Annotated in this window: 20 protein-coding genes; 5 read left to right on the top strand and 15 right to left on the bottom strand. The window is 74.8% G+C overall.

Annotated elements, in window-relative coordinates; translation table 11 throughout:
* Nucleotides 1-183: 183 nt before the first annotated feature.
* On the top strand, nucleotides 184-981 hold the full coding sequence (locus tag ACZ6Y7_RS09640; protein ID WP_465757506.1) for an inositol monophosphatase family protein: 798 nt from the start codon (nucleotides 184-186) through the stop codon (nucleotides 979-981).
* An 83-nt stretch (nucleotides 982-1,064) separates the two neighbouring features.
* Here ACZ6Y7_RS09640 and ACZ6Y7_RS09635 read toward each other — a convergent pair whose 3' ends face one another.
* The 6 genes from ACZ6Y7_RS09635 to ACZ6Y7_RS09610 form a co-directional block, all read right to left on the bottom strand.
* Nucleotides 1,065-2,267 carry a cytochrome P450 gene (locus ACZ6Y7_RS09635; protein WP_465757299.1) on the bottom strand — a complete coding sequence of 401 codons (1,203 nt, stop codon included), beginning with the start codon at nucleotides 2,265-2,267 and terminating at the stop codon, nucleotides 1,065-1,067.
* A gap of 54 nt (nucleotides 2,268-2,321) precedes the next feature.
* Nucleotides 2,322-3,203, bottom strand: a complete 882-nt coding sequence (locus ACZ6Y7_RS09630; protein WP_465757298.1) for a tRNA-dependent cyclodipeptide synthase — start codon at nucleotides 3,201-3,203, stop codon at nucleotides 2,322-2,324.
* A 594-nt stretch (nucleotides 3,204-3,797) separates the two neighbouring features.
* Complete coding sequence (locus tag ACZ6Y7_RS09625; RefSeq protein WP_465757297.1) at nucleotides 3,798-5,312, bottom strand: pyridoxal phosphate-dependent decarboxylase family protein; 1,515 nt, start codon at nucleotides 5,310-5,312, stop codon at nucleotides 3,798-3,800.
* Nucleotides 5,309-6,850: a diaminobutyrate--2-oxoglutarate transaminase gene (locus ACZ6Y7_RS09620; protein WP_465757296.1), complete on the bottom strand. Its 1,542-nt coding sequence runs from the start codon at nucleotides 6,848-6,850 to the stop codon at nucleotides 5,309-5,311. The genes ACZ6Y7_RS09625 and ACZ6Y7_RS09620 overlap by 4 nt, the downstream gene beginning before the upstream one ends.
* Nucleotides 6,851-7,262: 412 nt before the next feature.
* On the bottom strand, nucleotides 7,263-7,973 hold the full coding sequence (locus tag ACZ6Y7_RS09615; protein WP_465757295.1) for a response regulator: 711 nt from the start codon (nucleotides 7,971-7,973) through the stop codon (nucleotides 7,263-7,265).
* Nucleotides 7,970-9,817: a sensor histidine kinase gene (locus ACZ6Y7_RS09610; protein ID WP_465757294.1), complete on the bottom strand. Its 1,848-nt coding sequence runs from the start codon at nucleotides 9,815-9,817 to the stop codon at nucleotides 7,970-7,972. The genes ACZ6Y7_RS09615 and ACZ6Y7_RS09610 overlap by 4 nt, the downstream gene beginning before the upstream one ends.
* Nucleotides 9,818-9,970: 153 nt before the next feature.
* Here ACZ6Y7_RS09610 and ACZ6Y7_RS09605 point away from each other — a divergent pair, with 153 nt between their 5' ends.
* Complete coding sequence (locus ACZ6Y7_RS09605) at nucleotides 9,971-11,407, top strand: cation:dicarboxylate symporter family transporter (protein ID WP_465757293.1); 1,437 nt, start codon at nucleotides 9,971-9,973, stop codon at nucleotides 11,405-11,407.
* A 298-nt stretch (nucleotides 11,408-11,705) separates the two neighbouring features.
* On the opposite strand, the gene ACZ6Y7_RS09600 is transcribed toward ACZ6Y7_RS09605, so the two are convergent.
* The 9 genes from ACZ6Y7_RS09600 to ACZ6Y7_RS09560 form a co-directional block, all read right to left on the bottom strand.
* Nucleotides 11,706-12,683, bottom strand: a complete 978-nt coding sequence (locus ACZ6Y7_RS09600) for a hypothetical protein (RefSeq protein WP_465757292.1) — start codon at nucleotides 12,681-12,683, stop codon at nucleotides 11,706-11,708.
* A 189-nt stretch (nucleotides 12,684-12,872) separates the two neighbouring features.
* Nucleotides 12,873-13,379, bottom strand: coding sequence for an RNA polymerase sigma factor (locus ACZ6Y7_RS09595; RefSeq protein WP_465757291.1), 507 nt, complete (start codon nucleotides 13,377-13,379; stop codon nucleotides 12,873-12,875).
* Nucleotides 13,380-13,665: 286 nt separating this feature from the next.
* Nucleotides 13,666-14,337, bottom strand: a complete 672-nt coding sequence (locus tag ACZ6Y7_RS09590; RefSeq protein WP_465757290.1) for a GTP-binding protein — start codon at nucleotides 14,335-14,337, stop codon at nucleotides 13,666-13,668.
* Nucleotides 14,318-14,722, bottom strand: a complete 405-nt coding sequence (locus ACZ6Y7_RS09585) for a DUF742 domain-containing protein (protein WP_465757505.1) — start codon at nucleotides 14,720-14,722, stop codon at nucleotides 14,318-14,320. The genes ACZ6Y7_RS09590 and ACZ6Y7_RS09585 overlap by 20 nt, the downstream gene beginning before the upstream one ends.
* Before the next feature lie 113 nt (nucleotides 14,723-14,835).
* Nucleotides 14,836-15,246, bottom strand: coding sequence for a roadblock/LC7 domain-containing protein (locus ACZ6Y7_RS09580; protein ID WP_465757289.1), 411 nt, complete (start codon nucleotides 15,244-15,246; stop codon nucleotides 14,836-14,838).
* Nucleotides 15,243-18,233, bottom strand: coding sequence for a sensor histidine kinase (locus tag ACZ6Y7_RS09575; RefSeq protein WP_465757288.1), 2,991 nt, complete (start codon nucleotides 18,231-18,233; stop codon nucleotides 15,243-15,245). Before ACZ6Y7_RS09575 ends, ACZ6Y7_RS09580 begins: the two co-directional genes overlap by 4 nt.
* A 44-nt stretch (nucleotides 18,234-18,277) precedes the next feature.
* The gene (locus tag ACZ6Y7_RS09570; protein WP_465757287.1) at nucleotides 18,278-19,222 is read right to left on the bottom strand and encodes an MHYT domain-containing protein; all 945 of its coding nucleotides are present in this window, start codon (nucleotides 19,220-19,222) and stop codon (nucleotides 18,278-18,280) included.
* Nucleotides 19,223-19,688: 466 nt separating this feature from the next.
* The gene (locus tag ACZ6Y7_RS09565) at nucleotides 19,689-21,053 is read right to left on the bottom strand and encodes a cytochrome P450 (RefSeq protein ID WP_465757286.1); all 1,365 of its coding nucleotides are present in this window, start codon (nucleotides 21,051-21,053) and stop codon (nucleotides 19,689-19,691) included.
* A 131-nt stretch (nucleotides 21,054-21,184) separates the two neighbouring features.
* On the bottom strand, nucleotides 21,185-22,252 hold the full coding sequence (locus tag ACZ6Y7_RS09560) for an RNA ligase (ATP) (protein WP_465757285.1): 1,068 nt from the start codon (nucleotides 22,250-22,252) through the stop codon (nucleotides 21,185-21,187).
* A gap of 325 nt (nucleotides 22,253-22,577) precedes the next feature.
* On the opposite strand from ACZ6Y7_RS09560, the gene modA reads away from it, so the two are divergent.
* The 3 genes from modA (at nucleotide 22,578) to ACZ6Y7_RS09545 (ending at nucleotide 25,651) form a co-directional block, all read left to right on the top strand.
* Nucleotides 22,578-23,453, top strand: a complete 876-nt coding sequence (modA, locus tag ACZ6Y7_RS09555) for a molybdate ABC transporter substrate-binding protein (RefSeq protein ID WP_465757284.1) — start codon at nucleotides 22,578-22,580, stop codon at nucleotides 23,451-23,453.
* A complete protein-coding gene (locus ACZ6Y7_RS09550; protein WP_465757283.1) occupies nucleotides 23,450-24,433 on the top strand; it encodes an ABC transporter permease in 984 nt (327 codons plus the stop codon). Before modA ends, ACZ6Y7_RS09550 begins: the two co-directional genes overlap by 4 nt.
* A 117-nt stretch (nucleotides 24,434-24,550) precedes the next feature.
* Nucleotides 24,551-25,651, top strand: coding sequence for an ABC transporter ATP-binding protein (locus tag ACZ6Y7_RS09545; RefSeq protein ID WP_465757282.1), 1,101 nt, complete (start codon nucleotides 24,551-24,553; stop codon nucleotides 25,649-25,651).
* Nucleotides 25,652-25,673 lie beyond the last annotated feature (22 nt).

The following is a 25,673-nucleotide window of genomic DNA, read 5'->3' as shown; positions in this document are numbered from 1 at the left end:
ATGACAGATGACAGATTTCGAAATCTGTCATCTGTCATCTGTTACCTGTCAGCTGTCCGCGGCCCTCCGGGGACCGTCCGCAGGCCACAGCCCGCTCCCCGCTGTCCGCACCCCCTTCCCCCGCAGCCCCTCGTGCGCACTCGTGGGAGAGTGGTACACAGCGAAGGGAGCGCAAACGTGCTGATGGACAAGGTGGCCGCGATACTCGCCGAGGCATCGGCCGAGGCGGTGGAGCCGCGTTTCCGGGCGCTGGCCGCCGGCGAGGTGATGGAGAAGGCGCCCGGCGAGGTCGTGACGGTCGCCGACCGCGAGGCCGAAGCCATCATCGCCCGCCGCCTGCACGAGCTGCTGCCCGTCCCCGTGGTCGGTGAGGAGGCCGTCGCCGCCGACCCCGCGCTGGCCCTGGCCCTCCACGACGAGCCCGCCGCCTGGCTGGTCGACCCGGTCGACGGGACGGCCAACTTCATCGCCGGCCGTCCCGAGTACGCCGTGATGTGCTCCCTGGTCCGCGGCGGCCGGACGGTCGCCGCCTGGATCTGGCAGCCCGCGACCGCCACCGCCTACCGCGCCGAACTGGGCTCCGGCGCCTGGCGCGACGACGAGCGGCTCACCCGCCCCCCGGCGCCGCAGGACCCGGCCGAGCTGCGCGGCTCGGTGAAGAGCCGCTTCCTGGACCCGGACCACCGCCGCCACCTGGAAGCCAACTGCTCGGCGTTCGGCGACGTCTCCCCCGGCCGGCACGCCGCCGGGATCGAGTACCCCGACGTCATCGAGGGCCGCTTCGACTTCCTGCTCTACTGGCGCACTCTCCCGTGGGACCACGCCCCCGGCTCCCTGCTGGTCACCGAGGCCGGTGGCGTGTCCGCGCGGCTGGACGGCACCCCCTACCGCCCCGAGGCCCCCGGCTGCGTGGACGGCCTCCTGGTCGCGGCCGACCCGGACACCTGGGAGCTGACCCGCAAGGTCCTCCTGGGCGCCTGACCCGGGCACGCCGCCCGGGGCTCCGTGCCGGGCAGAACCGGGGCGCCTCTCACCTCACCTCGCCTCACCACGTCGCCACGGCGTCACCACACCACCGGCAGCCGCTCCGGCATGCGCTTGATGAACCCCGGCCGCCACGCCAACTGCTCGACGGGCAGGGCGAGCCGGAGCTCCGGCAACCGCTCGACCAGCGCGGTGACGGCGATCTCGGCGTGCGTCCGGCCGAGCGCCGAGGCCGGGCAGAAGTGGCGGCCGGCCCCGAAGGCGAGGTGCGGGTTCTCCGGCCGGTCGAAGTCGATCCGCTCCGGGTGCGGGAAGACCGCGGGGTCGTAGTTGGCACCCTCGATCAGGACGAGCACCAACTCGCCCTCCCGCACCAGGGCATCACCCACCTGGACGTCCGCGAGCGCCAGCCGGGGCAGCGCGTCGCCGATCGACAGGTTGACCCGCAGCAGCTCGTCCACCGCGCGGCCGATCAGCGCGGGCTCCCGCCGCAGCCGCTCGGCGAGTTCGGGCTGCTCGCACAGGTAGACGATGGCGTTCAGCAGGAACGCCGAGGTGGAGACGGCGCCCGCGCCGAACAGCGACAGGGCGACGGTGGCGAGCAGGTCGTCGCTCACCCGGTCCGAGACGTCCGGGGAACGGCGAAGTGCGGCGAACCGCCCGAGCAGCCCGTCCACCGGCTCCGGATCGGCGTTGAGCTTCCCCAGCATGTAGCCGAGGTCCTTATACCAGTTGGGCGTCGATCCCGCGAAGGGCACCGGGCTGGTCAGGAAGGCCACGTCGATGCCGGACATCAGCCGTCGCCAGTCGTCGGCCGGGATGCCGAGCAGTCGGCAGTGGAGCGCGGCCGAGTAGGGCTCGGTGAAGCCGTCGCGCAGTTCACCCGGCGCGCCCTGCGCCTCCAGGTCGTCGATCAGCCGGTGGGCTTCGGCCTGCAGCCACCCGTCGAGTTCCTTGTCGGCGCGCGGGGTGAGCGTCTTCATGACGGCGTTGCGCAGCCCCGCGCTGTTGATGTTGCCCATGTTGTCGACCACCTCCGGCGGGATGGTCAGCGCGTACTGGCGCGGCACGCCGGGGTTGGCGGTGTCCTTGAGGCTGAACCGCTCGTCCTCCAGCACCTGCTTGGCGAGCCGGTAGTTGCTGACCAGCCAGGCCGGGTCCCCGGTCATGGTGCGGACCCGGGCGATCGGTTGCCGCTCGCGCAGCCGGTCGGCCTCCTCGGGGAGCACGTCGCCCCGCCGGGAGAACGGGAAGGTGAGTTCGGTCGTCAGCAGTTCCGTCATGGTGGGCTCCTTGCGTGAAATGGCGGGAAACGCGCGGATGGTGAGGGGAATCGGCTATGCGGCCCGTCCGGGACCGACCCCGACGGGCTCGGGTGCGGCGGGACCGACCCCGACGGGCTCGGAGACCGCGGCGCCGACGGCGCCCGACAGCGGCGGCAGGTCCGCCGGCACCGGCGGCAGCTCGGCCGCCGCCGGCGGCAGCCCGTCCGGCACCGAGGGCACGCCCGCCGGCCGCACCACCGCGTAGGCCTGGCCCGCCGCCGCCCGCGTCCCCTCCTCCCGCCCGAACAGCACGGGCGTGAGCGGCAGTTGCAGGTGGTAGCAGCTGACCGAGGACGCCACGCCGAGCAGCGCCGGGGTGTCCAGGAAGAACGGCAGCTCGGCGGTGATGTAGCGCAGTCCGGCGGCGAGTTGGGGCTCGTTCGGGGCCAGGCCCTCGCCCATCCGGGCGGCCAGGAAGCCGCGCGCCATGGCTTCCGCGGCGGCCCGGTACACCGGGTCGGTCCGCAGGCCGTCGACGGCCTGCCGGTGCAGTCGCCGGTAGGCGTCGTCGGCGGTGAAGTCGGAGAGGGCGTGCACCCCGACGGCGTCGCAGCGGCCGGATTCCTCGACGCCCCGCTCGATCCGGCGGGCGGTGGCCTTGACCTCCTTGGCGGCCCGCCGCTGCGCGTGCTCGGGGGTGTAGCCGAAGGTCTCGAACTGGGTCGCGACGTGGAGGTCGGCGTACACGACGTCGATGCGTCCGAAGAACTCGAGCCCCCACCCGACGAGTTCGGCGATCCTGCGGTGACTGAAATAGCTGTTGCCGGGGCTCACGCCGATCAGCAGGTGCTCGCCCCGCTGCCAGATCTCCCGGCACCGGCGGGAGTACGGGAGTGCCTCGTACCGGCCCGCCGGGGTGGTTATCGGCTCGTCGTCCGGAACGGTTTCGCGCATGCCTTGCCTCCGCTTCGCAGCATGGTCACAGGACGGTGTTCACAGGGGATTCACCGGGGTTCACAGAAATGCACGACGGGTAGGCGGAGTTCACCCGGATGTCCGGGGGTGATCACCGCGCCTGGGCGACATGTGCCTGATCAGGCGGCCTACCCCGGGGATGCCGTGTGCGCATGGTGGGGCTGCGGCCACATGAAGTTACCGCCGCGCTTCGGGATCTCCGCAAGCCCTGACCGGGGGTTGGCGGAATATGGTCACCGGGCGGCCGGAAACGGCCTGTACACCTTCACAACGCTATGTCCACGGACATCAACGGCGGTGCGGTCCGATATCTCCGGAGAGCCTCCCACACCAGTGTGCCTTCCTCCAACACCGGCCCGGAAAAAGGACTCCTGATATGGAGGCAGCAGAAAGGGCGCCACACGAACCGTGTGACGCCCTGACCGGAGTCCGGAAACACCGACCGAACACCGGAAACACGGGCCGCGCACCGCAAGCACCGGCCAGGCACAGCAAGCACCAGCTCGGCACCGCAGGCACCGGCCGGGCACCGGAAGCCCGGATCAGCGCACCGGGGACCGCGCCGGCCGGCCGCTATCCGGCGCGCTCGCCCGCCACCTTGCGGCCGGCCCGCACCACTTCCCGCAGCAGCGTGGACACCTCGCCCGCCGTCGCGTGCGGGTTCAGCAGCGTCAGCTTCAGCCGGACCCGCCCCGGGCCCCGCCCCGGGAGTTCGGTCCGTCCGACCACGGCCCGGCCGCCGCGCAGCAGCAGCCGTCGCAGCTGCCCGTTCGTCTCGTCCAGCGTGGCGCCGTCCGTCACCCCCGGCGGCCGGTAGCGGAAGAGGACGGTGGTCAGGACGGGGTCGGCGTGGAGTTCGAGGGAGGGTTCGGCGCGGACGGCGTCGGCGGCGGCGTGGGCGAGGTCGTGGCAGGTGTCGACGAGCCGGCCGAGGCCGTCGCGGCCGAGGGTGCGCAGGGTGACGGCGAGCTTGAAGGCGTCGGCGCGACGGGTGGTGCGCAGCGAGCGGCCGAGCAGGCTGGGGTAGCCGGCCTGCTCGTCGTCGACCGGGTTGAGGTACTCGGCGCGGCGGGCCAGGGAGACGTACGTTTCGGCCCGGCGGACCAGGAAGACCCCGGCGGCGGCGGGCTGCCAGCCGAGCTTGTGCCAGTCGAGGGCGACCGAGTCGGCGCGGGCGATGCCGTCGAGGAGCGGGGCGAGCCGGTCGGAGAGCAGCGCCCCGCCGCCGTACGCGGCGTCGACGTGCAGCCAGGCGCCGTAGCGGCGGGCGAGGTCGGCGGCGGCGTGCAGCGGGTCGACGGCGCCGGTGTCGGTGGTGCCGGCGGTGGCGACCACGGCGATCGGGGTCCGGCCCGCCCAGCCGGCCTCGGCGAACGCCTGTTCCAGGGCCTCCTCCCGCATCCGCTGGCCGCGGTCGACCGGGACGGGGACGACGGACCGTTCGCCGAGCCCGAGGAGGGCGGCGGCGCGCTGGACGGAGAAGTGCGCGGCTTCGGAGGCGATGATGCACGGGCGGACGCCCGCCGGGATTCCGTCGAGTTCCACGATGCCGTCGAGCTTCTGGTCGCGCGCGAGCATGAGCCCCATGATGTTGGACTCGGTGCCGCCTGAGGTGAGGACGCCGGCGGAGCGAGCCGGGTCGTAGCCGACCAGTTCGGCGATCTCGGCGAGCAGCGCGGTCTCCAGCGCCGTGGCGGCGGGGGCCTGGTCCCAGGAGTCCTGCGAGGGGTTGAGGGCGCTGACGGCGAGGTCCGCCGCTGCGGCGACGGCGAGCGGCGGGCAGTGCAGGTGGGCGGCGCAGGCCGGGTCGGCGGGGTCGGCGGCGCCGTAGGCGAGGAGTTCGGTGAGCCGGGCGAGCGCGTCCCGGCCGGCGGCGGTGGCCAGGGCGTCGTCGACCAGGGCGGTGATCTCGGCGGGGCTGCCGGCCGGCAGCGGCCCGGAGCGCATGGCGATGCCGGTGTCCAGGGCGTCCAGGACGGTGGCCAGCAGCGGCGCGAGCGCCCCGGGGCCGCCCGCGCCACCGGCCAGGGCGTCCGCCGCGACCTCGCCGCCCGGCAGCCCGATCGGCCCGGGCCCGTCCCCGCTCACCGCGCGCCCCTCCCCGCGCCGGCCTTGCCCGACGCGGCGCCCGAGGCGACACCGGCCCCGCCTCCCGGCCCCGCGCCCCGTCCCGCGCCCGGCCTGTCGGCCGAGGCCGACGCCGAGGCCGACGCCGAGGCCGAGGCCGACGCCGACGCCGACGCCGACGCCGACGCGATCGCCTCCGCCAGCCGCTCCAGCACGGCCGTCACCTGCTCGTCGGTGATGGTGAGCGGCGGCAACAGGCGCAGCACCGCGTCGTGGCGCCCGCCGAGTTCGACGATCAGTCCGCGCGCCAGGCAGGCCTCCCGGACCCGCACGGCGAGCGCCGGGTCCGCCGGGTGCGCCCCGCAGGCGTCGGGCTCGGCCGTCGGGTCGACCAGTTCGACGCCGAGCATCAGGCCCCGCCCGCGCACGTCGCCGATCACCGGCAGCTCGGCCGCGAGTGCCCGCAGCCGGGCCGCCATCCGCTCGCCGACGACGGCCGCCCGTTCGGCCAGCCCGTGCGCCGCGACGTACCGGAGCGTGGCGGCCCCGGCGGCCATGGCGAGGGTGTTGCCGCGGAAGGTGCCGGTGTGGGCGCCGGGCCGCCAGCCGTCGTAGTCCTCGCGGTAGACGACGACGGCGAGCGGCAGGCTGCCGCCGATGGCCTTGGAGAGCACCATGGCGTCCGGGACGATGCCGCTGTGCTCGACGGCCCACATCGCTCCGGTGCGGCCGACGCCGGTCTGCACCTCGTCGACGATCAGCGGGATGCCGCGTTCGGCGGTGATCCGGCGCATCTCGCGCAGCCAGCGGTCCGGCGCGGGGACGACGCCGCCTTCGCCCTGGACGGCCTCCAGGATCATCGCGGCGGGCGGCAGCACCCCGCCCGACGGGTCGTCCAGCAGCCGCTCGACGTACGTCGCGGCGAGGTCGGCGCCCGCCTCGCCGCCGACCCCGAACGGGCAGCGGTAGCCGTAGGGGTACGGCAGCCGGACGACTTCGCCGCCGCTCGGCAGCGGTTCCTTGACGGCGACGTTGCCGGTGAGCGCGAGGGCGCCGGCGGTCATGCCGTGGTAGGCGCCGGTGAAGGCGAGCGCGCCGGAGCGGCCGGTGGCGGTCTGGGTGAGCTTGAGCGCCGCCTCGACCGCGTCCGTCCCGGCCGGGCCGCAGAAGTGCACCCGGGCCCGGTCGGCGAACTCGGCGGGCAGGCTCTCGAACAGGGCGCTGGTGAAGTCGTCCTTCTCCGCGGTGGCGAGGTCGAGCAGGTGCAGCGGGGCACCGCTGTCCAGGGTGCCGCGGATGGCTTCCAGTACGACGGGGTGGTTGTGGCCGAGGGCGAGCGTGCCGGCACCGGAGAGGCAGTCCAGGTAGCGCCGTCCGTCGGCGCCCTCGACGGTCATGCCGTTGGCGCGGACGGGGACGATCGGGAAGGAGCGGGCGTACGTCCTGGCGGCGGACTCGCGGACGCGCTGGCGACGCAGGATGGCCTCGCCGGGGGCACCCGGGCCACCGGTGGCCGGGGCTCCGGAGGCGGCCTGGGCGGGTACGGCAGCGAGCGACACGACAAACCCCCAGAAGAAGTTAGGTAAGCCTAACTTTACTGCCCTTGACCTGGTGGAATCCCAGCGGGCCCCTCAGAACCACCCGAGCGGGTGAACCGTCCCCGGTTCTCCAACGAGCACCGCGCCGAGAGGTCACGCCCCGGACCGCCCACGGGCCGAGGCCGCCCACGTTCCGACAGCGGGTCGCGACGACCGGGAGCCGCTCACTCCGACCAGGAGCGGGTCGTGACACCCCTCGCCCCGGCCGGAAGCGGGTCGTGACACCCCTCGCCCCGACCGGGAGCGGGTCGTGACACCCCTCGCCCCGACCGGGAGCGGGTCGTGACACCCCTCGCCCCGACCGGGAGCGGGACTTGACGCCCCCGGAGCGCCCACGGGCCGAGGACCGCCGCGCCCCGGCGGGCGCCGGCCGTCAGCCCTTCGCCTTCCACCGGTAGCAGAGCTCCGGCCGGCCGACGTTCCCGTACTGCGGCTCCCGCACCGCCCGTCCGGTGTCCACCAGGTGCTCCAGGTAGCGCCGCGCGGTGATCCGCGAGACCCCGGCGGCGGCACCCGCGGCCGCCGCCGAAAGGCCGGTCGCGGCCTCCCGCAGCACCGAGGCGACGGTGTCCAGGGTGGGCGCGTACAGGCCCTTGGGCAGGGTGCTGCGCTCGGGGGTGCGGAGCAGCGCGAAGGCCTGGTCGACCTCGTCCTGACCGGTCGCCTCGCCGGTGCGCCCGAGGCTGTCGCGGTAGCGGGCGTAGCGTTCCAGGCGGTCGTGCAGGGCGGCGGCGCTGAACGGCTTCAGCAGGTACTGCACGACGCCCGCCGAGACCGCCTGCCGGACCATCGCCAGATCGCGGGCCGAGGTCACCGCGATCACGTCGGTGCTGTGGCCCGCGGCGCGCAGCGTGCGGCACAGCTGCAGCCCGTGGCCGTCCGGCAGGTAGAGGTCCAGCAGGGTGAGGTCGACGGGGGTTCCGGCGGCGCGGGCCCGGTCGAGGAAGCGCAGCGCGTCGGCGCAGCTGTGGACGGTGCCGGCGGCGTGGAAACCGGGTTCGCGCTCGACGTACAGGGTGTGCGCGGCGGCCGCCACCGGATCGTCCTCGACGACCAGGACCGAGATCGCCGCCGGGCCGGTCACGCGGACACCCCTTGCTGCTCACGGCCTGCCGCCTGCGGCCCGCCCGCCCCACCGGCCGCCGCGGCCGCTCGACCGACCGCTTCCCCCACCCCACCGGCGGCCGCGCCCGCCCGGCCGGCCAGCGGCAGCCGGACCGTCAGCACCGCTCCGCGGTCCCGCCCGACCTCGACGGTGCCGCCGTTGCGCCGGGCCGCCTGGGCGACCAGGGCCAGGCCGAGGCCGTGCCCGCGGCCGTCCTGCTTGGTGCTCCAGCCGCGCCGGAACACGTCCTCGACGGCCGCGGGGTCGATGCCGGCGCCGGTGTCGGCGACCCGCAGCAGCAGGCACGCGCCGTCACCGCCGCCGTCACCGCCACCGCCACCGCCACCGCCACCGCCGTCACCGTCGATCCGCGCGGTGACGGTGACCTCCGGCGGGGTGGCGCTCCGCGCGGCCCCCGCGATGGCCGCGTCCACGGCGTTGTCGATCAGGTTGCCGAGCACGGTGATCAGGTCCCGCGCGGGGAGCTCGGGCGGGAGCAGTCCGTCGTCGATCCGGCTGTCCTCGGTGAGGGTCAACTCCACTCCCCGCTCGGCGGCTTGGGCGGCCTTGCCGAGCAGAAGCGCGGCCAGCACCGGTTCGCTGACCGCCGCGACCACCCGGTCGGTGAGCTGCTGGGCGAGTTCGAGTTCGGCGGTAGCGAACTCCACCGCCTGTTCGTGGCGGCCGAGTTCGATCAGCGAGACGACCGCGTGCAGCCGGTTGGCGGCCTCGTGCGCCTGCGCGCCGAGCGCCTCGGTGAAGCCCCGGACGGAGTCCAACTCGCCGCTGAGTGACTGCAGTTCGGTGTGGTCCCGGAGGGTGACCACCCGGCCGAGGCCGGTGCCGATGGTGGAGGTGTTGAGCACCACGACCCGCTCGGCCGTCAGGTGCACCTCGTCCCGGGCCGGCTCCTCGCCCAGGACGGAGGCGACCAGCGCCCGGGGCAGTCCCAGTTCCGTCACCGGGCGGCCGTCCACGTCCCCGTCCAGTCCGAGCAGTTCGCGGGCGGCGTCGTTGCAGAGCACGACCCGGTGCGAACGGTCCAGCAGGACCAGCCCCTCGCGCACGGAGTGCAGCGTCGCCTGGTGGTACTCGTAGAGGTGGCTGAGCTCCTCCGGCCCCATGCCGTGGGTGTGCCGCCGCAGCCGGGAGTTGGCGAGGTAGGTGCCGGCGCCGCCGAGCGCGAGCGCGGCCACCGCCACCCCGACCAGGGCCATCAGCGGGCCGCTCAGCTGGGCGGAGATCGACTCGACCGTACGGCCCACGCTGACCAGCGCGACCAGCCGGTGCCCGTCGTCGTACACCGGCGTGACCACCCGGACGGACGGGCCGAGCGTGCCGGTGTACGTCTCGCTGCGGGTCTGCCCGGCGAGCGCCCAGTCGATGTGCCCGAGGTAGCGCTTGCCGATCTGCTCGGGCAGCGGGTGGGTCCATCGCACCCCGTCGGTGTCCATGACGGTGATGAAGGAGACCCCGGTGTCCAGGCGCACCTGCTCGACGTACGGCTGGAGCACCGCGGTCGGGTCCGGACCGGCGACGGCGGTCCGCACGGACGGCGAGTCGGCGACGGCGTGGGCGACGGCGGTGACCTGGCGGCGGGCCCCGTCCTCGTTCCGGTCGGCGGTGAAGAGGTACGCGAGCACCGCGCCGCCCGCGACCACCGCGGCGACGATGACCACCTGGACGACGAACAGCTGCCCGGCCAGACTGCGCACCAGACGACGGGACGGGCGGCCGGGCGGCCGACGGGACACGCGGCCGGACGGACGGCGGAACAGCGGGAGCCCACGGCGCGCGGAGGTGGGGGCGGTGCGCTCGGACATGCCAGCCAGTGTGCACCACGCTCCGCACGGCCGACCCCGGTGCGCCGAGCGTGAACTCTATGAACGCAAACGTGACCTCCGTCACTCCCCGACCCATAGTCGGATCGGCCCACCACCCGGGGCCGCCAGGACTGCAGGGCAAAGGAGCCGCAGATGTCGTTCGCTGGAGCCGCGACGGCGGGGGGACCCAGACGCAAGGACCGGACCCACTACCTCTACCTCGCCGTGATCGCCGCGGTGATCGCGGGCGTGGTGGTCGGGCTGGCCGCCCCCGGCTTCGCCGTGGAGCTCAAGCCGGTGGGCACCGGCTTCGTCAACCTGATCAAGATGATGATCAGCCCGGTGATCTTCTGCACCATCGTGCTGGGCATCGGCTCGGTGACCAAGGCCGCCAAGGTCGGCAAGGTCGGCGGCCTGGCCCTCGGCTACTTCCTCGTGATGTCGACCGTCGCGCTGGCCATCGGCCTGGTCGTCGGCAACCTCCTGGAGCCGGGCGGCGGCCTGCACCTGACGGCCGCGCTAGCCAAGGCCGGGCACGCGCAGGCGGCGGCCGGCGGCGCCCAGTCGACCACCGACTTCCTGCTCGGGATGATCCCCGACACCATGTTCTCGGCCCTCACCCAGGGCAAGGTGCTGCAGACCCTGCTGGTCGCCCTGCTCACCGGCTTCGCCCTGCAGGCGATGGGCCCGGCCGGTGCGCCGGTGCTGCGCGGCGTCGAGCACGTGCAGCGGCTGGTCTTCCGGGTCATGGCGATGATCATGTGGGTCGCGCCGATCGGCGCCTTCGGGGCCATGGCCGCCGTGGTGGGCGCCACGGGCACGGCCGCGCTGAAGAGCCTCGCGGTCATCATGATCGGCTTCTACCTGACCTGCGCGCTGTTCGTCGTCGTGGTGCTGGGCACCCTGCTGCGCCTGGTCGCCGGGATCAACGTGTTCGCGCTGCTGAAGTACCTCGGCCGCGAGTTCCTGCTGATCCTCTCGACCTCCTCCTCCGAGAGCGCGCTGCCCCGCCTGATCGCCAAGATGGAGCACCTCGGCGTCAGCCGCCCGGTCGTCGGCATCACCGTGCCGACCGGCTACAGCTTCAACCTCGACGGCACCGCCATCTACCTGACGATGGCGTCGATCTTCATCTCCGAGGCGATGGACAAGCCGATGTCGATCGGCGAGCAGCTCTCGCTGCTGGTGTTCATGGTGATCGCGAGCAAGGGCGCGGCCGGGGTCACCGGCGCCGGTCTGGCCACCCTCGCGGGCGGGCTGCAGTCGCACAAGCCCGCGCTGGTGGACGGGGTCGGCCTCATCGTCGGCATCGACCGCTTCATGTCGGAGGCCCGCGCGCTCACCAACTTCGCCGGCAACGCCGTCGCGACCGTCCTGATCGGGCGCTGGACCGGCGAGCTCGACGCCGAGCGCGCCCGCCGGGTGCTGGCCGGCGAGGCGCCCTTCGACGAACTGACGCTGGTCGACGGGCACGGGCAGGGAGCCGGCAGCCCGGCGACGGACGCCGCGCCCGAGGCCGCACCCGGGACTGCGCCCGGGACCGAGGCCGACGGCGTCCCCACCCAGGGCACCGCGCCCGCCGCCGCCTGAGCGACCGCGCGACCCCTCCCGCTCCCCCGGTTCGGCGCCACCCCCATCCCCCGGAAACGGCGCCGACCCGGGGGCCTTCCGTCTCCCGGGCCGAGCGGCTCCGGACCGCGCAGCACCCGGCGTGACCAGGCCCCGGCCCGAACAGCCTCCGTTCCGAACGGCCCCGGCCCTGGCCCCGAACAGCCTCGGTTCCGAACGGCCCCGTTCCGAACGGCCCCTGTTCCGAACAGCCCGCGGCCCGAACAGCCCGCGGCCCGAACGGCTCCCGAAGCCACCGCTGCCGTCGTCGCCCGTCAGGTCACAGTTCCTGCGAGCCGCTGACCGCCCAGGCCACCCCGCTCGCCGGGTCCTCCAGCGCGACGTGCAGGTGGTGCAGCCCGGCCGCCGGCTCCTGCCAGGTGAAGCAGCGCATCCTGGCCACCAACGCGTTCACCTCGCCAGGGTCCGGCCCGTTCGCCACCGCCATCGCGGCCAGCGCCCGCCACAGCCCCAGCCGCCCGTGCGCGCAGCCCTGCGCCCGGCCCACGGCGGCGGCCCGGACCAGCGCCGGATAGGCGAGCGCGAACGGCAGGTACCCGCCGACCACCCGCCGGCCGCGGGCCAGCAGCGCGGCCGCCAGCGGGGCCTGGCCGCGGACGCAGGCCACCTCCGCCCACGGCGCCAGCGCGCCGAGCTCGGCCCGCGCCCGAGCGACCCGCGGCCCCACCGGCCGACCGTCCGTCCGGCGCACCGGGGCCGGCAACTCCACCTCGCCGAGGCCCTCCCGACTGGCCGGCAGGGTCAGCAGCGCGCTCCGCGCACCGCCGCCGGGCAGGTACTCGCGCACCCGCACCGCCTCCTCCCAGCCCGCCGCCTCCCACGGCTCCAGGCGCAGCGGCACGCCCTCCGGGTCGGGCTCGGCCCCGTACGAGAGGTCCTCGCCGAGCAGCACCCGGGTGTGCGCGACCAGCCGGCGCACCGGGGCCGGGCCGAGCAGGGGAGCGAGCCGCAGCCAGGAGTGCCGGGTCGCCAGCACCTCCCAGAGCGGACCGGCGTCGTGGTCGGCCACCCCGGCGACCGTCCCCTCACCGCCGTCCCGGTCGAACAGCCGGACGGCCAGCTCGGGCGGCGCCGCGTAGGCGATCAGGTGGCCGAGCGGGGCGGTCAGGGCCGCCGCGGCCTCCTCGCCCGCCTCGGCCACGGCGGCCGCCCGACCCTGCCGGTAGGCGGCGAGCAGCTCGTGCCAACGGCCGTCCGCGGCCAGGGCGCGCAGGCGGCGGTCCTCGTACGTGATCACGATTTTCAGCGTACGGGCCGCAGCCGCGCAACAGCTGACTTGTCGTCAGTACGGTGCGTCGAGCCGCCGCTCACCGTGCTCGGGGGACCCCGGCTCGCGGCCCCCGACCACGCCCGTCAGCCACGCCCGTCGGTCGGGCCTGCCAGTCGGGCTCGTCATGCCCGTCAGCCACGTCCGTCGGCGCGGCCGTCAGCCACAGCCGCGCTCACGCTCCTGCTCGAGCACGGCGCGCAGTCGCCCGTGGGCGCGGCGGCGGGTGACGGCCAGGGTGCTGCGGTGCAGCCCGAGGAGTGCGGCCGCCTCGTCGACGGTGTAGCCGTCGAGGTCCACCAACGCCACCGCCCGAGCCTGCTTGGCGGTCAGGAAGGCCAGCAGGCGGGCCACCTCCCAGCGCGCCTGCAGCTCGGCCGTCCCGTCCGACCACGGCGCGGACACCGCACGGTCCCGCGCGGCCGTCTCGCCCGTCTCCGGCAGCTCGGGCATCGGGACCCTCCGGCGCTCCCGGCGCCACTGGTCGCGCAGCAGGTTGACCATCGTGGTGCACGCGTAGGCGTACGGCCGCGGATGGCCGAGGAAGCGCTCCGGCCGGCGGGCGATCCGCAGGTAGGCGTCGTGGACGACGTCCCCGGCGACGAGCGGACTGCCGGTGAGCACGACGGCCGCCTGCTGGAGCCTGGGCAGCAGCGCGGTGAACACCCGGTTGAAGTCGACCGCTTGACCGCCACCGCCGCAGCGCCCACCGCTGCCACCACCGCCGCCGTTCCCGCATCTCCCGCCGGCCCCGAATGGGCCGAAGCCCTTCTCCGGTCCGCCGTCCGCCCGCCGACCGCCGCAATCCACCATGCCGCTCTCCCCGGAAATCGGCACCCCTGACGCCTGCCAGGGCCAGACCACCGGCCCCGGCCCCGGCCGAGCTGCGTGTGACACGGGTCACATGATAGGACGCCACCTTCACCGTGCGCAGTCGATTAGACACAAATAGTCATCGCCCCTGCAGTGCCCGGGAGTTCACCTCCGGCGACGCGGAGTCCGCGAGCAGCCGGGCGGCGCGCACCCGGCCCGCGTGCTCGACCAGGTTGATCAGCACCTCCTTGCCCGACGACCGGCGGCGCGCGTCGCAGAGCAGCACCGGCGTTCCGGCGTCCAGGTCCAAGGCCCGGGCGACGTCCGCCGGGCCGAACTCCCTGCTCCCGGCGAAACGGTTCACTGCGACGACGAACGGGATGCGCCGGTGCTCGAAGAAGTCGACGGCCGGGAAGCAGTCGGTCAGACGGCGGGTGTCGGCGAGCACCACGGCCCCGAGCGCGCCCTGGGCCAACTCGTCCCAGAGAAACCAGAACCGGTCCTGGCCCGGCGTCCCGAACAGGTAGACCGCCAGGCCCTCGCGGATGGTGATCCGCCCGAAGTCCATCGCCACCGTGGTGGTGCCCTTGCGCTCCACGCCGCCGAGGTCGTCCACGCCGCGCCCGGCCTCGGTCAGCCGCTCCTCGGTGCGCAGCGGGCGGATCTCGCTGACCGCGCCGACCAGCGTCGTCTTGCCCACCCCGAAGCCGCCCGCCACCAGGATCTTGAGCGCGAGCACGGTGCCGTCGGGATCCTCCGCCGCCGAGGATCCGGGGGGACGGGACAGGTCGTCAGAGTGCGCGGAGTCCATGGATGACCTCCTGGAGGATGCGCTCGTCGGGGAGCAGGGCGGGCGGGACGGGGCGGCTGACCCGGATGAGCCCGGCCGCCAGCAGATCGCCGAGCAGCACCCGCACGACGCCCACCGGCAGGTCGAGGTCGGCGGCGAGTTCGGCCACGGACAGCGGCGTGCCCCGGCACAGCGCGAGGATCCGCTCCTGTTCGGGGCCGACCGGCGACTCGGGCACGTCGCGGGCGAACGCCGCCGGGCCGGACGGGGAGGACCGGGAGGACGGGCCGGACGAGGAGGGCGGGCCGGACGAGCAGGACGGGCCGGACGAGCAGGACTCGTCGCAGAAGACCACGGCGATCAGGTCGAGCTGCTGCTCACCGGCCCCGGTGCGGCCCCGGGTCATGGTGTACGGACGGACCAGCGGGCCGGCCTCGTCGTCGTACCAGCGGGCCCGGTGGGCGGCGGCGAGCGGGTTCCGTGAATGCGGGGTCCCGGCGTGCGGGTCGGGCACCGGGGTCACCAGCCGTCCACCGCGCGCGGCGCCGCGCCCAGGTGCTCCCCGACTCGGCGGACCAGTCGGGCCATCTCGTAGGCGATCAGCCCGAGGTCCGCCCGGGCGGTGGCGAACACGGCCAGGCAGGTGCCCTCCCCGGCCGCCGCGACCAGCAGGTACCCGCCCTCCAACTCGACCATGGTCTGCCGGACGTCACCGGCGCCGAAGTGCCGGCCGGCACCCTTCGCCAGGCTGTGGAAACCGGAGGCGACGGCCGCCAGGTGCTCGCCGTCCTCGCGCGGCAGACCGGCCGAGCTGCCCATGGCCAGGCCGTCGGCGGAGAGCACCACGGCGAAGCGGACCTCGGGGGCCCGCCGGACCAGCTCGTCCAGCAGCCAGTTCAGCTCTCCTGCGCGGTGGGTGGTGCCGATCACGGACGCTCTCCTTCGGGTCGGGGTGGGAATAGGGAACCGCGCGGACCCTGCGGCGGCGGGCGGTCGGCCGGGCCGGCGGCCCGCTCGACGGGCTGTTCGACCGGCCGGACGGCGGATCGGCTCTCGGGTCGGCCGTACCGTCCGTCCTCGGGACGCAGTCCGCGCGCCCACCCGCTCTGGAAGGCCGCCATCGCCGCGCGCGCCGCCTCGGGGCTTCGGCCGTCGCCGTCTCGGCTGCCGGACCCATGGCTCATGGCCGTGCGGCTCCCCGGGGCGCGGCGTGCGGCGCCGCGCCCGGCGGGGTCCGATCCGACCGGGGCCTCCCGCAGCTGCGGCGCGAGACTCGCCTGCCGGGTCCGCCGCGGCAACTCCGCTGTTTCCGGAGCGGGTTGACGACCTCCCGGCGCCTGCCCCGGATCGGACCCCGGACCCGGCGCGGGCCCCGGCCCGGCCTCGGGCTCGGGCTCGGGCTCGGGCTCGGGCTCGGGCTCGGGCCACGAGCGGTACGGCTGCGGCGACCCGGACTGCGGACGGGAGGCGGCACCCGGGCCCCCGTCCGCAGCCGGGTCCGCCACCCGGGCACCAGGGGCCCGGAAGGGGGTGCGGCGCGCCGGCCCGGGGTCGCTGCCCCGGACGCCGAACGGCAGCAACGCCCCACTCTCCGGCGACGGCCCACCCGCCGCCGGAAGTCCTGAATTCCCCGCATCCTGAGGTTGGCCCCCGCCCGCCGGTGGCCCACCGACCTCCACCGGGTCGACGTCCACCTCCGCTACCGGCCAGCGCGGTTGGCGCAACGCGACCGCCGGCCCGTCCGCCGCCCCCTGCTCCCGGCCGTGCCCCCACCCGTCAACCGGCCCGTCCACCGGTCCGTCAACCGGCCCGTCCACCGGTCCGTCCACCGGTCCGTCAACCGGTCCGTCCACCGGTCCGTCAACCGGCCCGTCCACCGGTCCGTCAACCGACCGGTCCGCCGGTCCGCCGCCGAGCAGCGCCGTGGGCAGCAGGACCACGGCGGTGGTGCCGCCGTACGCGGAGGTCACCAGCGAGACCTTGACGTCCTGTCGCCGGGCGAGCCGGCTGACCACGAACAGGCCGAGCCGGTCACTGTCGAAGAGGTCGGTCTGTTCGGCCGCCGCGATCCTGCGGTTGGCGGCGGCCAGCGCCTGCGTCCCCATGCCGAGGCCCCGGTCCTCGATCTCCAACGCGTAGCCGGTGCCGACCCGTTCGCCCCGGATGCGCACCCGGGTGTGCGGCGGGGAGAAGCCGGTGGCGTTCTCCACCAGTTCGGCGACCAGGTGGGTGAGGTCGGCGACGGCGTGCCCGGCGACGGCGACGCGCGGCAGCGGGTGCACCTCGACCCGGGCGTACTCCTCGACCTCGGAGACCGCCGCGCGCACCACGTCCACCAGCGGGACAGGTCGGCGCCAGGCCCGCCCGGGGGCGGCGCCGGAGAGGATGATCAGGCCCTCGGCGTGGCGCCGCATCCGGGTGGTGAGGTGGTCGAGCCGGAACAGGTCGGCCAGCTCGGACGGGTCCTCGGTGCGGCGCTCCATCGCGTCCAGCAGGGTGAGTTGGCGGTGCACCAGGACCTGGCTGCGGCGGGCGAGGTTGACGAACACCCCGGACACCCCCGACAGCACCTCGGCGCGCTCGACCGCCGCGGTGACGGCCGCCCGCTGGACGGCACCGAGCGCGCGGTGCACCTGGCCGATCTCGTCGCCGCGTCCGGTCTGCCGCGGCGCCTCGGTGTCGATGTCGACCTGCTCGCCCGCCCGCAACCTCCGCATCGTCGCGGGGAGTTTGCGACCGGCCAGCTCAAGTGCGGTGTTCCGCAGGCCGATCAGCTCGGTCACCAGCCCGCGCCCGATCTGTACCGAGATCAGCAGCGAGGCCAGCACACCGACCACGCCGAGCAGCACGGCCGCCCCAGCCGGGGTGAACAGACCTATGGCGTAAGGGTTCTGGCGTTCCGACGCGATCCGCCCGGCCTGGTCCTCGACGGTGCGCAGGCCGCTCTCGACGCTCCCCGCCACCATCGCCCACCGGTCCGCCGGCACCGCCACGGCGGCCGTCCGACCGTCCGCGGCCGCACGCACCCGCTCCTCGTACCCGACCAGCTCGCGGTGGTCCTGGCCGCCGGTCACCACGAGCAGCGCCTCCCGGTCCGCGGAGGGCAGGCCGACGCCGGAAGTCCGCTCGAACTCCCGCCGGGCGAAGGCCGTCCCGGTGAACTCGCGCAGCTGGTCGTCGCCGAGCGCGCCGGAGAGCTGGGCGGCGCGCAGCAGTGCGTCCTCCCGGGCCAGCAGCTCGCGGGAGCGGGCCAGCTCCAGCAGGGCGCGCGCGTCCGCGACGGCCGGGCGGCCTTGCGGCGGGGCGACGGCGCCGACCGCGGCGAGCGCCCGGTCCACCGCCTCACCGTACGCGGCGTACGCCTCGGGCCAGCCGACGCTGCGCGCCAGGACCCGGCCGCGCAGCTCGGGCAGGGCGGCGAGGGCGGCGCCGAGGGCGTCCAGGCGGGCGGCGGCGTCGGCGCCGAGTCCCTGGGCGTCGGCACGGTTGTAGCGCTGGTCGGGGTGGCGGGAGTCGGGGTACAGCGGGGTGACCGCGCGGTCGGTGGCCGCGACGGCCTCGCGCAGGGCGCTCTCCCGGGCGGCGGTGGGGGCGGCCGGCGGGGCGGCCAACAGCTGTCCGGCGGCGGTGCGTTCGGCCTGCAGGCCGGCCACCGCCGCGGCGAGCGGGGTGAGCGCGGTGCGCTGGGTGTCGTGCTGGCGCAGCAGGTCCCAGACACCCTGGGCGGTGGTGACGGTGGCGAACGCCCACAGGGCGATGACCGAGACGACCGGGACCATCAGCAGGGCGATGATCCTGGCGCGGACGGTCCGGGGGCGCAGCCCGTGCAGCCGCGGGCCGGGGCGCGGCGCCCGGGCGGGCGGCCCGGCGTGGGCAGCCCGGCGGGCACCGGGAGCGGTACCGCGGTCGTCTCGCATGGATGAGGAGCCTTTCGGGGCGCTGGGGGTCGGGCGTAAGGAGCTCAGGCGGCGCGGTCGCGGTGCTCCGCTCCAGGGCGCTCCGCGTCGTGGCGCTCGACGTTGGTCGAGCCGGGCTCGCGGGAACCGGGACCAAGGGGACCGGGACCAAGGGGACCGGGACCAAGGGGACCGGGACCAAGGGGATCCAGGCCGGGGCGGGCCACCCCGGCGGGGAACTCCAGCTCCTCGAGGGCCAGTTGGTCCGCCCGTCGGTGGGCGGCCCGCTCCTGGGCGGTCGGGGAGAGCGCGACGAAGGCCGAGGCGAGGAAGAGGAACGAGCCCAGGCCGACGGCGAGCGGGAAGACGAACTCCATCGGCCTGGCCCCGCCGAGCCCGGTCCGGGTCGGCTCCAGCCGGACGTGGACGGCGGCCATCCCGGTGTAGTGCATGCAGCTGACGGCCAGCCCCATGGCCAGCGCGGCGGCACCGGCCGCGTAGAGGTTGCGGATGGTGACGGCGGCCCAGAGCGCCGCGGTGGCGGCGCCGACCGCGACCAGCACGGACAGCGCGACCGCCCCGGCGTCGTAGCGCAGCCCGCCGTGCATCCGCACCGCCGCCATGCCCAGGTAGTGCATCGCGGCGACGCCGAGTCCGGTGGTGACACCGCCGCCCAGCAGCGAGAGGCCGCGGTGCCGGCCGTAGCAGACCACGGCCAGGCCGAGGCCGGTGACCAGCACGGCGACCGCCAGGCTGAGGACGGTCAGCGGGACGTCGTAGCGCAGCTCGGTGCCGTCGACGGTGAAGCCGAACATGGCGACGAAGTGCATGGTCCAGATGCCGGAGCCGATCGCCGCGGCGGCCGTCACCAGCCAGTTCCTCCGGACGGAGCCGGTCGCGGCCAGACCGCGCAGGGTGCAGCGCAGCCCGAGGGCGGCGCCGGCGCAGGCCATCAGATACGAGAGGGCGGGCGTCAGCCAACCGAGGCTGAGGTGGTTGAGGGTGCCCATGGGACCTCCGATCGGCCGGTCGGGCCCGGGGGCGGTACGCAGCGCGCCCGGGCTCCCCGGGCCGGGCGGACTCCATGCGGCCGACGAGGAGGTGCGGTCTCGTCATATGCCACCCGCATGTGCGCTTTCGGCCTGGGGTGCGTGGGACGCTATCGAGGGGCCGGAAACAGCCACCAGAAGATCTGAAAAGCTGCCCGTGGGTGGCGGGTGGTGTGTTCGAATGACCCGGTCGTGTGCCCGGGCGGCGGACAAGAGCCGGGGGCGTCGGCCGACGGCCGACGGGCAAGAGCCGGGGCCACGGGCGGCGGCCGCTGTGACAGCAGACAGCGAACAGATGACAGAGTTTGAAATCTGTCATCCGTTCGCTGAAATCTGTCGGCTGTGATCTGTTCGCCGAAACCCGTTCGCGGACGTCCGCCCGCTCACGTCCGCCCGCTCACGTCCGCCCGCTGCTGTCCGCCCGCCGTCAGACGCCCGCAGTGACCCGGATCCGCATCGGGCTCGCCGCCCGCAGCGTGATCCCCTGGGAGAGTGCCACTCGGCGGTCCACGGCCTCCACGTCGAAGTCCCGGAGCACCACGCCGAGGGTCAGCACCGACTCCAGCATCGAGAAGTGCTGCCCGATGCACGCCCGCGGCCCACCGCCGAACGGGAACCAGGCGTACCGGTGCCGGGCCTTCTCCTCCTCCGGCAGGAAGCGGTCGGGGTCGAAGCGCTCCGGATCCACCCAGTGGTCGGGGTGCCGGTGGGTGACCAGCGGGGCGACGACCACCTGCGCGCCCGCCGGGATGACGTACCCGTCGATGACGGTCTCCGCGACCGCCCGCCTGCCGGTCAGCGCCGCCGCCGGGTAGAGCCGCATCGCCTCCTTCAGCACCCGGGTGAGGTACGGCAGCGCCTCCAGGTCGGCCGCGGTCGGTGCCCGCCCCGCCAGGACGGTCCTCGCCTCCTCCCGGGCCAGCTTCCGCTGTTCCGGGTGCTTGCCCAGCAGGTGCAGCGCGAAGGCCAGCGAGGTGGCGGTGGTCTCATGCCCGGCAAGCAGGAACACCAGGACCTGGTCGCGCAGTTCGGACGGATCCAAGCGCTCGCCGTCCTCACCGCGGGCGCGTCCGAGCAGCGTGAGCAGGTCGTCCGCGTCCTCGTCGCCGCCCCCGCGCGCGGCGCGCTCCGCGATGATCCGGTCGCAGATCCCGTACAGCGCGCGCTGGGCCTCCAGGCCGCGCCGGTTGCCCGGAGTCGGCCAGCTTCGCGGGACCCGGACCGGGGCGAATCCGCGCTCCTTGACGTACTCGCCGAGCGCCGGGAAACTGCGCTGCACCACGGCGACGGCCTCCTCCACGTCGGCGCCGAAGAGGATTCGCGCGACCGTCCGCAGGGCGAACCGCGACATCTCGTCCGCCGCGTCCACCACGCCGTCCGGCGCCTTCCGCCAGCGTTCGGTGAGCGACTGCACCTCCTGCGCGATCGCGCCCGCGTAGCCGTCCACCCGGCGGCGGGTGAACAGCGGCTGGATCAGCCGGCGCTGGCGCTGGTAGTCGCCGTCCTGGCTGGTCAGCAACCCGTTGCCGACGCTGATCCGCAGCTCGTCGTAGAAGGCGTTCTCCTTGCGGAAGTTGGCGGCCTCGCCACCCAGCACCTGCTGGGCGCCCTCCGGGGAGAACACCGCGTAGAAGTCGGCCCGCAGCCCGGGCGGGCCGGCTTGGATCCGCACCACGTCCCCGTAGTCCCGCCGGGCCGCGAGGTAGGTGCGCAGCGGGCGGCGCGTGAGGTCGAACAGCGATCCGACCAGCGGATTGCCGGCCGGTCCGGGTATGACGGTTTCGGCGGTCATGGCGACTCCTTCTCCACGGGGATACCCGTTCCGACTCTACTGACGGTCAGTCAACACCGAAAGGAACGCCCGAGCCGCCGAACCTCCAGGCCGCCGAACCTCCAGGCCGCCAGGCCGCCGAACCTCCAGGCCTACTCGTACTCGGTGCCGCCCTTGCGGGTCAGGTAGGCGTCGCTGACCACCTTGGCGATCGCCCGGCCGCCGAGCACCGGACTCCAGCGCTCGGTGACCGGACGGACCACGACCCCTTCGCGCAGGTGGAGTTCGCGCCCCGACATGCTCTCCTTGCCCAGGGCGTGCCCCAGCACGACCTCCGCGTCGAACGGCCCGCGCCACAGCTCCGGCGCCAACGGCAGCTCGCCGTCGAGCAGTTCGGATGCGGACAGCCAGTTCAGCTGCCCGTCCACCACGGCCGACACGTCGAACGCCGCGTACCCGGGCCGGTCGGTGCGCGCCGAGGCGCCGTAGCTCAGGTCCTGCACGCCCTCGCCGAAGACCTCGCCGAAGATGCCGACCCGCTCGGCGCCGAGCCGCTCCGCCAGTCGGGCCGCCACCGCCGGGATGTCGTAGGCGCGCACCGCCCGCCAGTACAGGTTGCGCTCGTCCTCGACCAGCGCCAGCCCCTGCGCGCCCATCCCCTTCGACGAGACCTGCACCTCCCCCGTCCCGGCGGCGTAGGTGACCAGGCAGCAGCTGCCGTGCAGCTTCTCGGTCAGCACCACCGGCTCGCCGGGCTCGAAGACGTCCGGGTACCGCTTGAGGTTCTCGATGTCCACCCAGGGCAGCAGGTCGGGCGCGCTGATCACGTCTCCGCTCATCGAAGTCGGAACCGGAGGCTGCCACTTGACCACACCGAGCAGCTCGGCGAAGTCCTCGCCGGACTCGGCCGCGGCGACCAGGTCGGTGCCAGCGAGCGCGGCGGGCCGGCAGACGATGCCCTGGGACAGCTCGCCGCGCAGCCGCACCGCCTTCACCCGGTTCGCCTGGGCGCCGGCCAGCTTGCCGGTCAGTCCCAGCTCCGCGATCAACTCCTCCGGGAGCACGGACTGTTCGGGGATGTAGACGGCGTAGTCTCCGGTCCGGTACGCACCCCTCGCGACCACCGCCCGGTAGAGACCGACCTGGGCGAGCTCCAGAGCATCGGCGTTCGGGTGCTCCAGGATGGTCAGCTTCTCGGCGGTGACGCGCAGCGTGGACATGAGTACGGACTCCTCCCCTTGGTTCGACCGCGGCGGCGCACCCGCCGGCCCGGTCGCACGTACGGACGTCCGAATGCACGGACGGTGACCACTCTGACCGCTCGACCGCCCCGGCGCGACGCATTTTCCGCCCGCCTCCCCCGTCCACCCCTCGCACGGGTTTGAGCCATCCCACAGCAGGTCCGGCGCCCCCGCTGGTCCCCGCCTGTGCAAAGCGACAGAGGATTTATCGCTCGCATTTGCGGCACTATGATCGCCGTAATGGCCGCAGCTGCGGCCGTCGCCTCGCGCCCCTCCCGGCGCGCACCCCGGAGGGGAAGCACCGATGAGCATCCGTACCACCGGCACCACTCGCAGACTCGCCGTCGCCGCCGCAGCGGCCCTCGCTCTCAGCCTCGGGGTCACCGCCTGTGGCAGCGACGGCGGCACGTCCGGTTCCAGCGCTTCGACCGCCGCCACCGCCGCGAACCCCGCGGCGTCCTCCGCGTCCTCGGCGTCCGGAGGAAGCGGCACCGCGCCGAAGGCGAGCGGCACCATCACCGTCTTCGCCGCCGCCTCGCTCAAGGAGACCTTCACCGAACTCGGCAAGAAGTTCGAGGCCGCCAACCCGGGTAGCAAGATCACCTTCAACTTCGGCGGCAGCTCCGCCCTCGCGAGCAGCATCAACTCCGGCGCCCCGGCGGACGTGTTCGCCGCCGCCAGCCCGGCCACCATGAAGACCGTGACCGACGCGGGCGGCGCGAACGGCCAGCCGACGACCTTCGTCAAGAACACGCTGACCATCGCCGTCCCCAAGGGCAACCCCAAGCACATCGCGGGCCTCAAGGACCTCACCGCCTCCGGCGTGAAGGTGGCGCTGTGCGCGAAGGAGGTGCCCTGCGGCGCCGCCGCCCTGACCGCGCTCAAGGCCGCCGGGCTGGAACTCACCCCGGTCACCCTGGAGCAGGACGTCAAGGGCGCGCTCACCAAGGTCGAACTCGGTGAGGTGGACGCCTCGCTGGTGTACAAGACCGATGTGCAGGCCGATGCTGCGAAGATCGACGGCGTGACCTTCCCCGAGGCCGACAAGGCCGTGAACGACTACCCGATCGCCGCGCTCGCCAAGGCTCCGAACAAGGACGGCGCCGCCGCCTTCGTCGCCTACGTCCAGTCGCCCGAGGCCAAGCAGGTGCTGACCGCGGCGGGCTTCCAGGCGCCGTGAACCTCCGCACCACCGACCCCGGCGAAGACGGCACCGGCAACGGCGGCCCAGGCAACGGCGGCCCGCGCGAAGGCGGTCCGAGCGAAGGCAGCACCCGCGAAGGCGGCCCGGACACCGGCAGCACCCGCGAACACGGCACCGGCGGAGACACGGCCGGCGGACGGCGGTCCGGTCCGTGCCGCCGTCCGCGCCGGTCGCACCGGCACCGCGTCCCGGTCACCCTGCTGCTCCCGGCGCTGCTCGGGCTGGCGTTCCTGCTCCTCCCGCTGGTCGGACTGCTGGTCCGGGCGCCGTGGAGCGGCCTCGCCGAGCAGCTCACCAGCACCGCCGTCTGGGACGCCCTGCGTCTGTCGCTGATCAGCGCGACGGCGGCCACCGCCGTGTCGCTGGTCCTCGGGGTCCCGCTGGCCTGGCTGCTCGCCCGCACCGAGCTGCCGGGCCGGCGGGTGATCCGGGCGCTGGTCACCCTGCCGCTGGTGCTGCCGCCGGTGGTCGGCGGCGTGGCGCTGCTGCTGGCGCTCGGACGCCGCGGCATCGTCGGCTCCTGGCTGGACTCCGCGTTCGGCATCACGCTGCCGTTCACGACCGCCGGGGTCGTGATCGCCGAGGCCTTCGTGGCGATGCCGTTCCTGGTGATCAGCGTCGAGGGCGCGCTGCGCGGCGCCGACCCCCGCTACGAGGAGGCCGCCGCGACCCTGGGCGCCTCCCGGCTGACCGCCTTCCGGCGCGTCACGCTGCCCCTGATCGCCCCGGGGATCGCCGCCGGAGCCGTCCTGGCCTGGGCCCGGGCGCTCGGCGAGTTCGGCGCGACGATCACCTTCGCGGGCAACTTCCCCGGCCGCACCCAGACCATGCCGCTGGCCGTCTACCTGGCCATGGAGTCCGACCCGCAGGCGGCGATCGCACTGTCGCTGGTCCTGCTGGCGGTCTCTGTCGCCGTCCTGGTCGGCCTGCGGGACCGTTGGCTGTCGACGCCGTGACGCCGCCCGCCACCGCCTCCCCCGCACCCCGCACCCCGCACCCCCGTCAACGCGTGAACGTCCCGAACGCCCGAACACCCGGACGCCCGAACGCCCGAACGCCTGGAAGCCGACCCGATGAGCACCGAGACGGGCGCCGAGACGAGCGCCGAACGCCTCCCGAGCACCGCCCTCGACGCCCGACTGCGGGTCGAGCGCGCCGCGTTCACCCTCGACCTCGCCCTCACCGCCGCCCCCGGCGAGGTGGTCGCGCTGCTCGGCCCCAACGGCGCCGGCAAGTCCACCGCCCTGCGCGCCCTCGCCGGGCTGCTCCCGCTCACCGGCGGCCACCTGCGGCTGGACGGCCGCCTGGTGGAGGATCCGGCCGAGCGCGTGCACACCCCCGCCGAGGACCGCCCGGTCGGCGTGGTGTTCCAGGACTACCTGCTCTTCCCGCACCTCAGCGCGCTCGACAACATCGCCTTCGGCCCGCGCTGCCAGGGCCGCCCCAAGCGCGCCGCCCGGGCCGAGGCGGCTGCCTGGCTGGAGCGGATGGGCCTGGCCGACCACGCGTCGGTGCGCCCCGCCCGGCTCTCCGGCGGACAGGCGCAGCGGGTGGCCCTGGCCCGGGCGCTCGCCGTCCGCCCCCGGCTGCTCCTGCTGGACGAGCCGCTGGCCGCCCTGGACGCCCGCACCCGTCTCGACGTACGGGCCCGACTGCGCCGCCATCTGGCCGAGTTCGAGGCGGTGGCGGTGCTGGTGACCCACGACCCGCTGGACGCGATGGTGCTGGCCGACCGGCTGGTGGTGATCGAGGACGGGCGCGAGGTGCAGTCCGGCAGCCCGGCCGAGGTCGCCCGGCGGCCGCGCACCGACTACATCGCCCGGCTGGTCGGGCTGAACCTGTACCAGGGCCGGGCCGAGGGCACCCGCGTCACGCTCACGGACGGCACCGTCCTGGCCACCGCCGAGGAGGTGGACGGCCCGGCGTTCGTCGCCTTCCCGCCGTCCGCCGTGACCCTCTACCGGGAGCGGCCGCAGTCCAGCGCGCGCAACCTGTGGAGGGCCGAGGTCACCGGCCTGGACCTGCACGGCGACCGGGTCCGCGCCGACCTGGCCGGCGAGCTGCCGATGTCCGCCGACCTGACCCCCGCGGCCGTCGCGGAGCTGGGCCTGGCGCCGGGGGTCACGGTCTGGGCCTCGGTCAAGGCCACCCAGACCCACGCCTACCCGGCCTGATCCGACCGCGGATCGTCGGGCT

This window comes from Kitasatospora sp. NPDC053308 (assembly GCF_055585785.1).
This window is presented reverse-complemented; position numbering and strand designations above follow the sequence as displayed.

Coding starts and splice junctions, on each gene's coding strand:
- ACZ6Y7_RS09630 (WP_465757298.1), bottom strand. CDS start 3,203: ATGCGCGAAACCGTTCCGGACGACGAGCCGATAACCACCCCGGCGGGC.
- ACZ6Y7_RS09570 (WP_465757287.1), bottom strand. CDS start 19,222: ATGGGCACCCTCAACCACCTCAGCCTCGGTTGGCTGACGCCCGCCCTC.
- ACZ6Y7_RS09610 (WP_465757294.1), bottom strand. CDS start 9,817: ATGTCCGAGCGCACCGCCCCCACCTCCGCGCGCCGTGGGCTCCCGCTG.
- ACZ6Y7_RS09560 (WP_465757285.1), bottom strand. CDS start 22,252: ATGTCCACGCTGCGCGTCACCGCCGAGAAGCTGACCATCCTGGAGCAC.
- modA (WP_465757284.1), top strand. CDS start 22,578: ATGAGCATCCGTACCACCGGCACCACTCGCAGACTCGCCGTCGCCGCC.
- ACZ6Y7_RS09585 (WP_465757505.1), bottom strand. CDS start 14,722: ATGACCCGGGGCCGCACCGGGGCCGGTGAGCAGCAGCTCGACCTGATC.
- ACZ6Y7_RS09635 (WP_465757299.1), bottom strand. CDS start 2,267: ATGACGGAACTGCTGACGACCGAACTCACCTTCCCGTTCTCCCGGCGG.
- ACZ6Y7_RS09590 (WP_465757290.1), bottom strand. CDS start 14,337: ATGGACTCCGCGCACTCTGACGACCTGTCCCGTCCCCCCGGATCCTCG.
- ACZ6Y7_RS09545 (WP_465757282.1), top strand. CDS start 24,551: ATGAGCACCGAGACGGGCGCCGAGACGAGCGCCGAACGCCTCCCGAGC.
- ACZ6Y7_RS09640 (WP_465757506.1), top strand. CDS start 184: ATGGACAAGGTGGCCGCGATACTCGCCGAGGCATCGGCCGAGGCGGTG.
- ACZ6Y7_RS09565 (WP_465757286.1), bottom strand. CDS start 21,053: ATGACCGCCGAAACCGTCATACCCGGACCGGCCGGCAATCCGCTGGTC.
- ACZ6Y7_RS09575 (WP_465757288.1), bottom strand. CDS start 18,233: ATGCGAGACGACCGCGGTACCGCTCCCGGTGCCCGCCGGGCTGCCCAC.
- ACZ6Y7_RS09605 (WP_465757293.1), top strand. CDS start 9,971: ATGTCGTTCGCTGGAGCCGCGACGGCGGGGGGACCCAGACGCAAGGAC.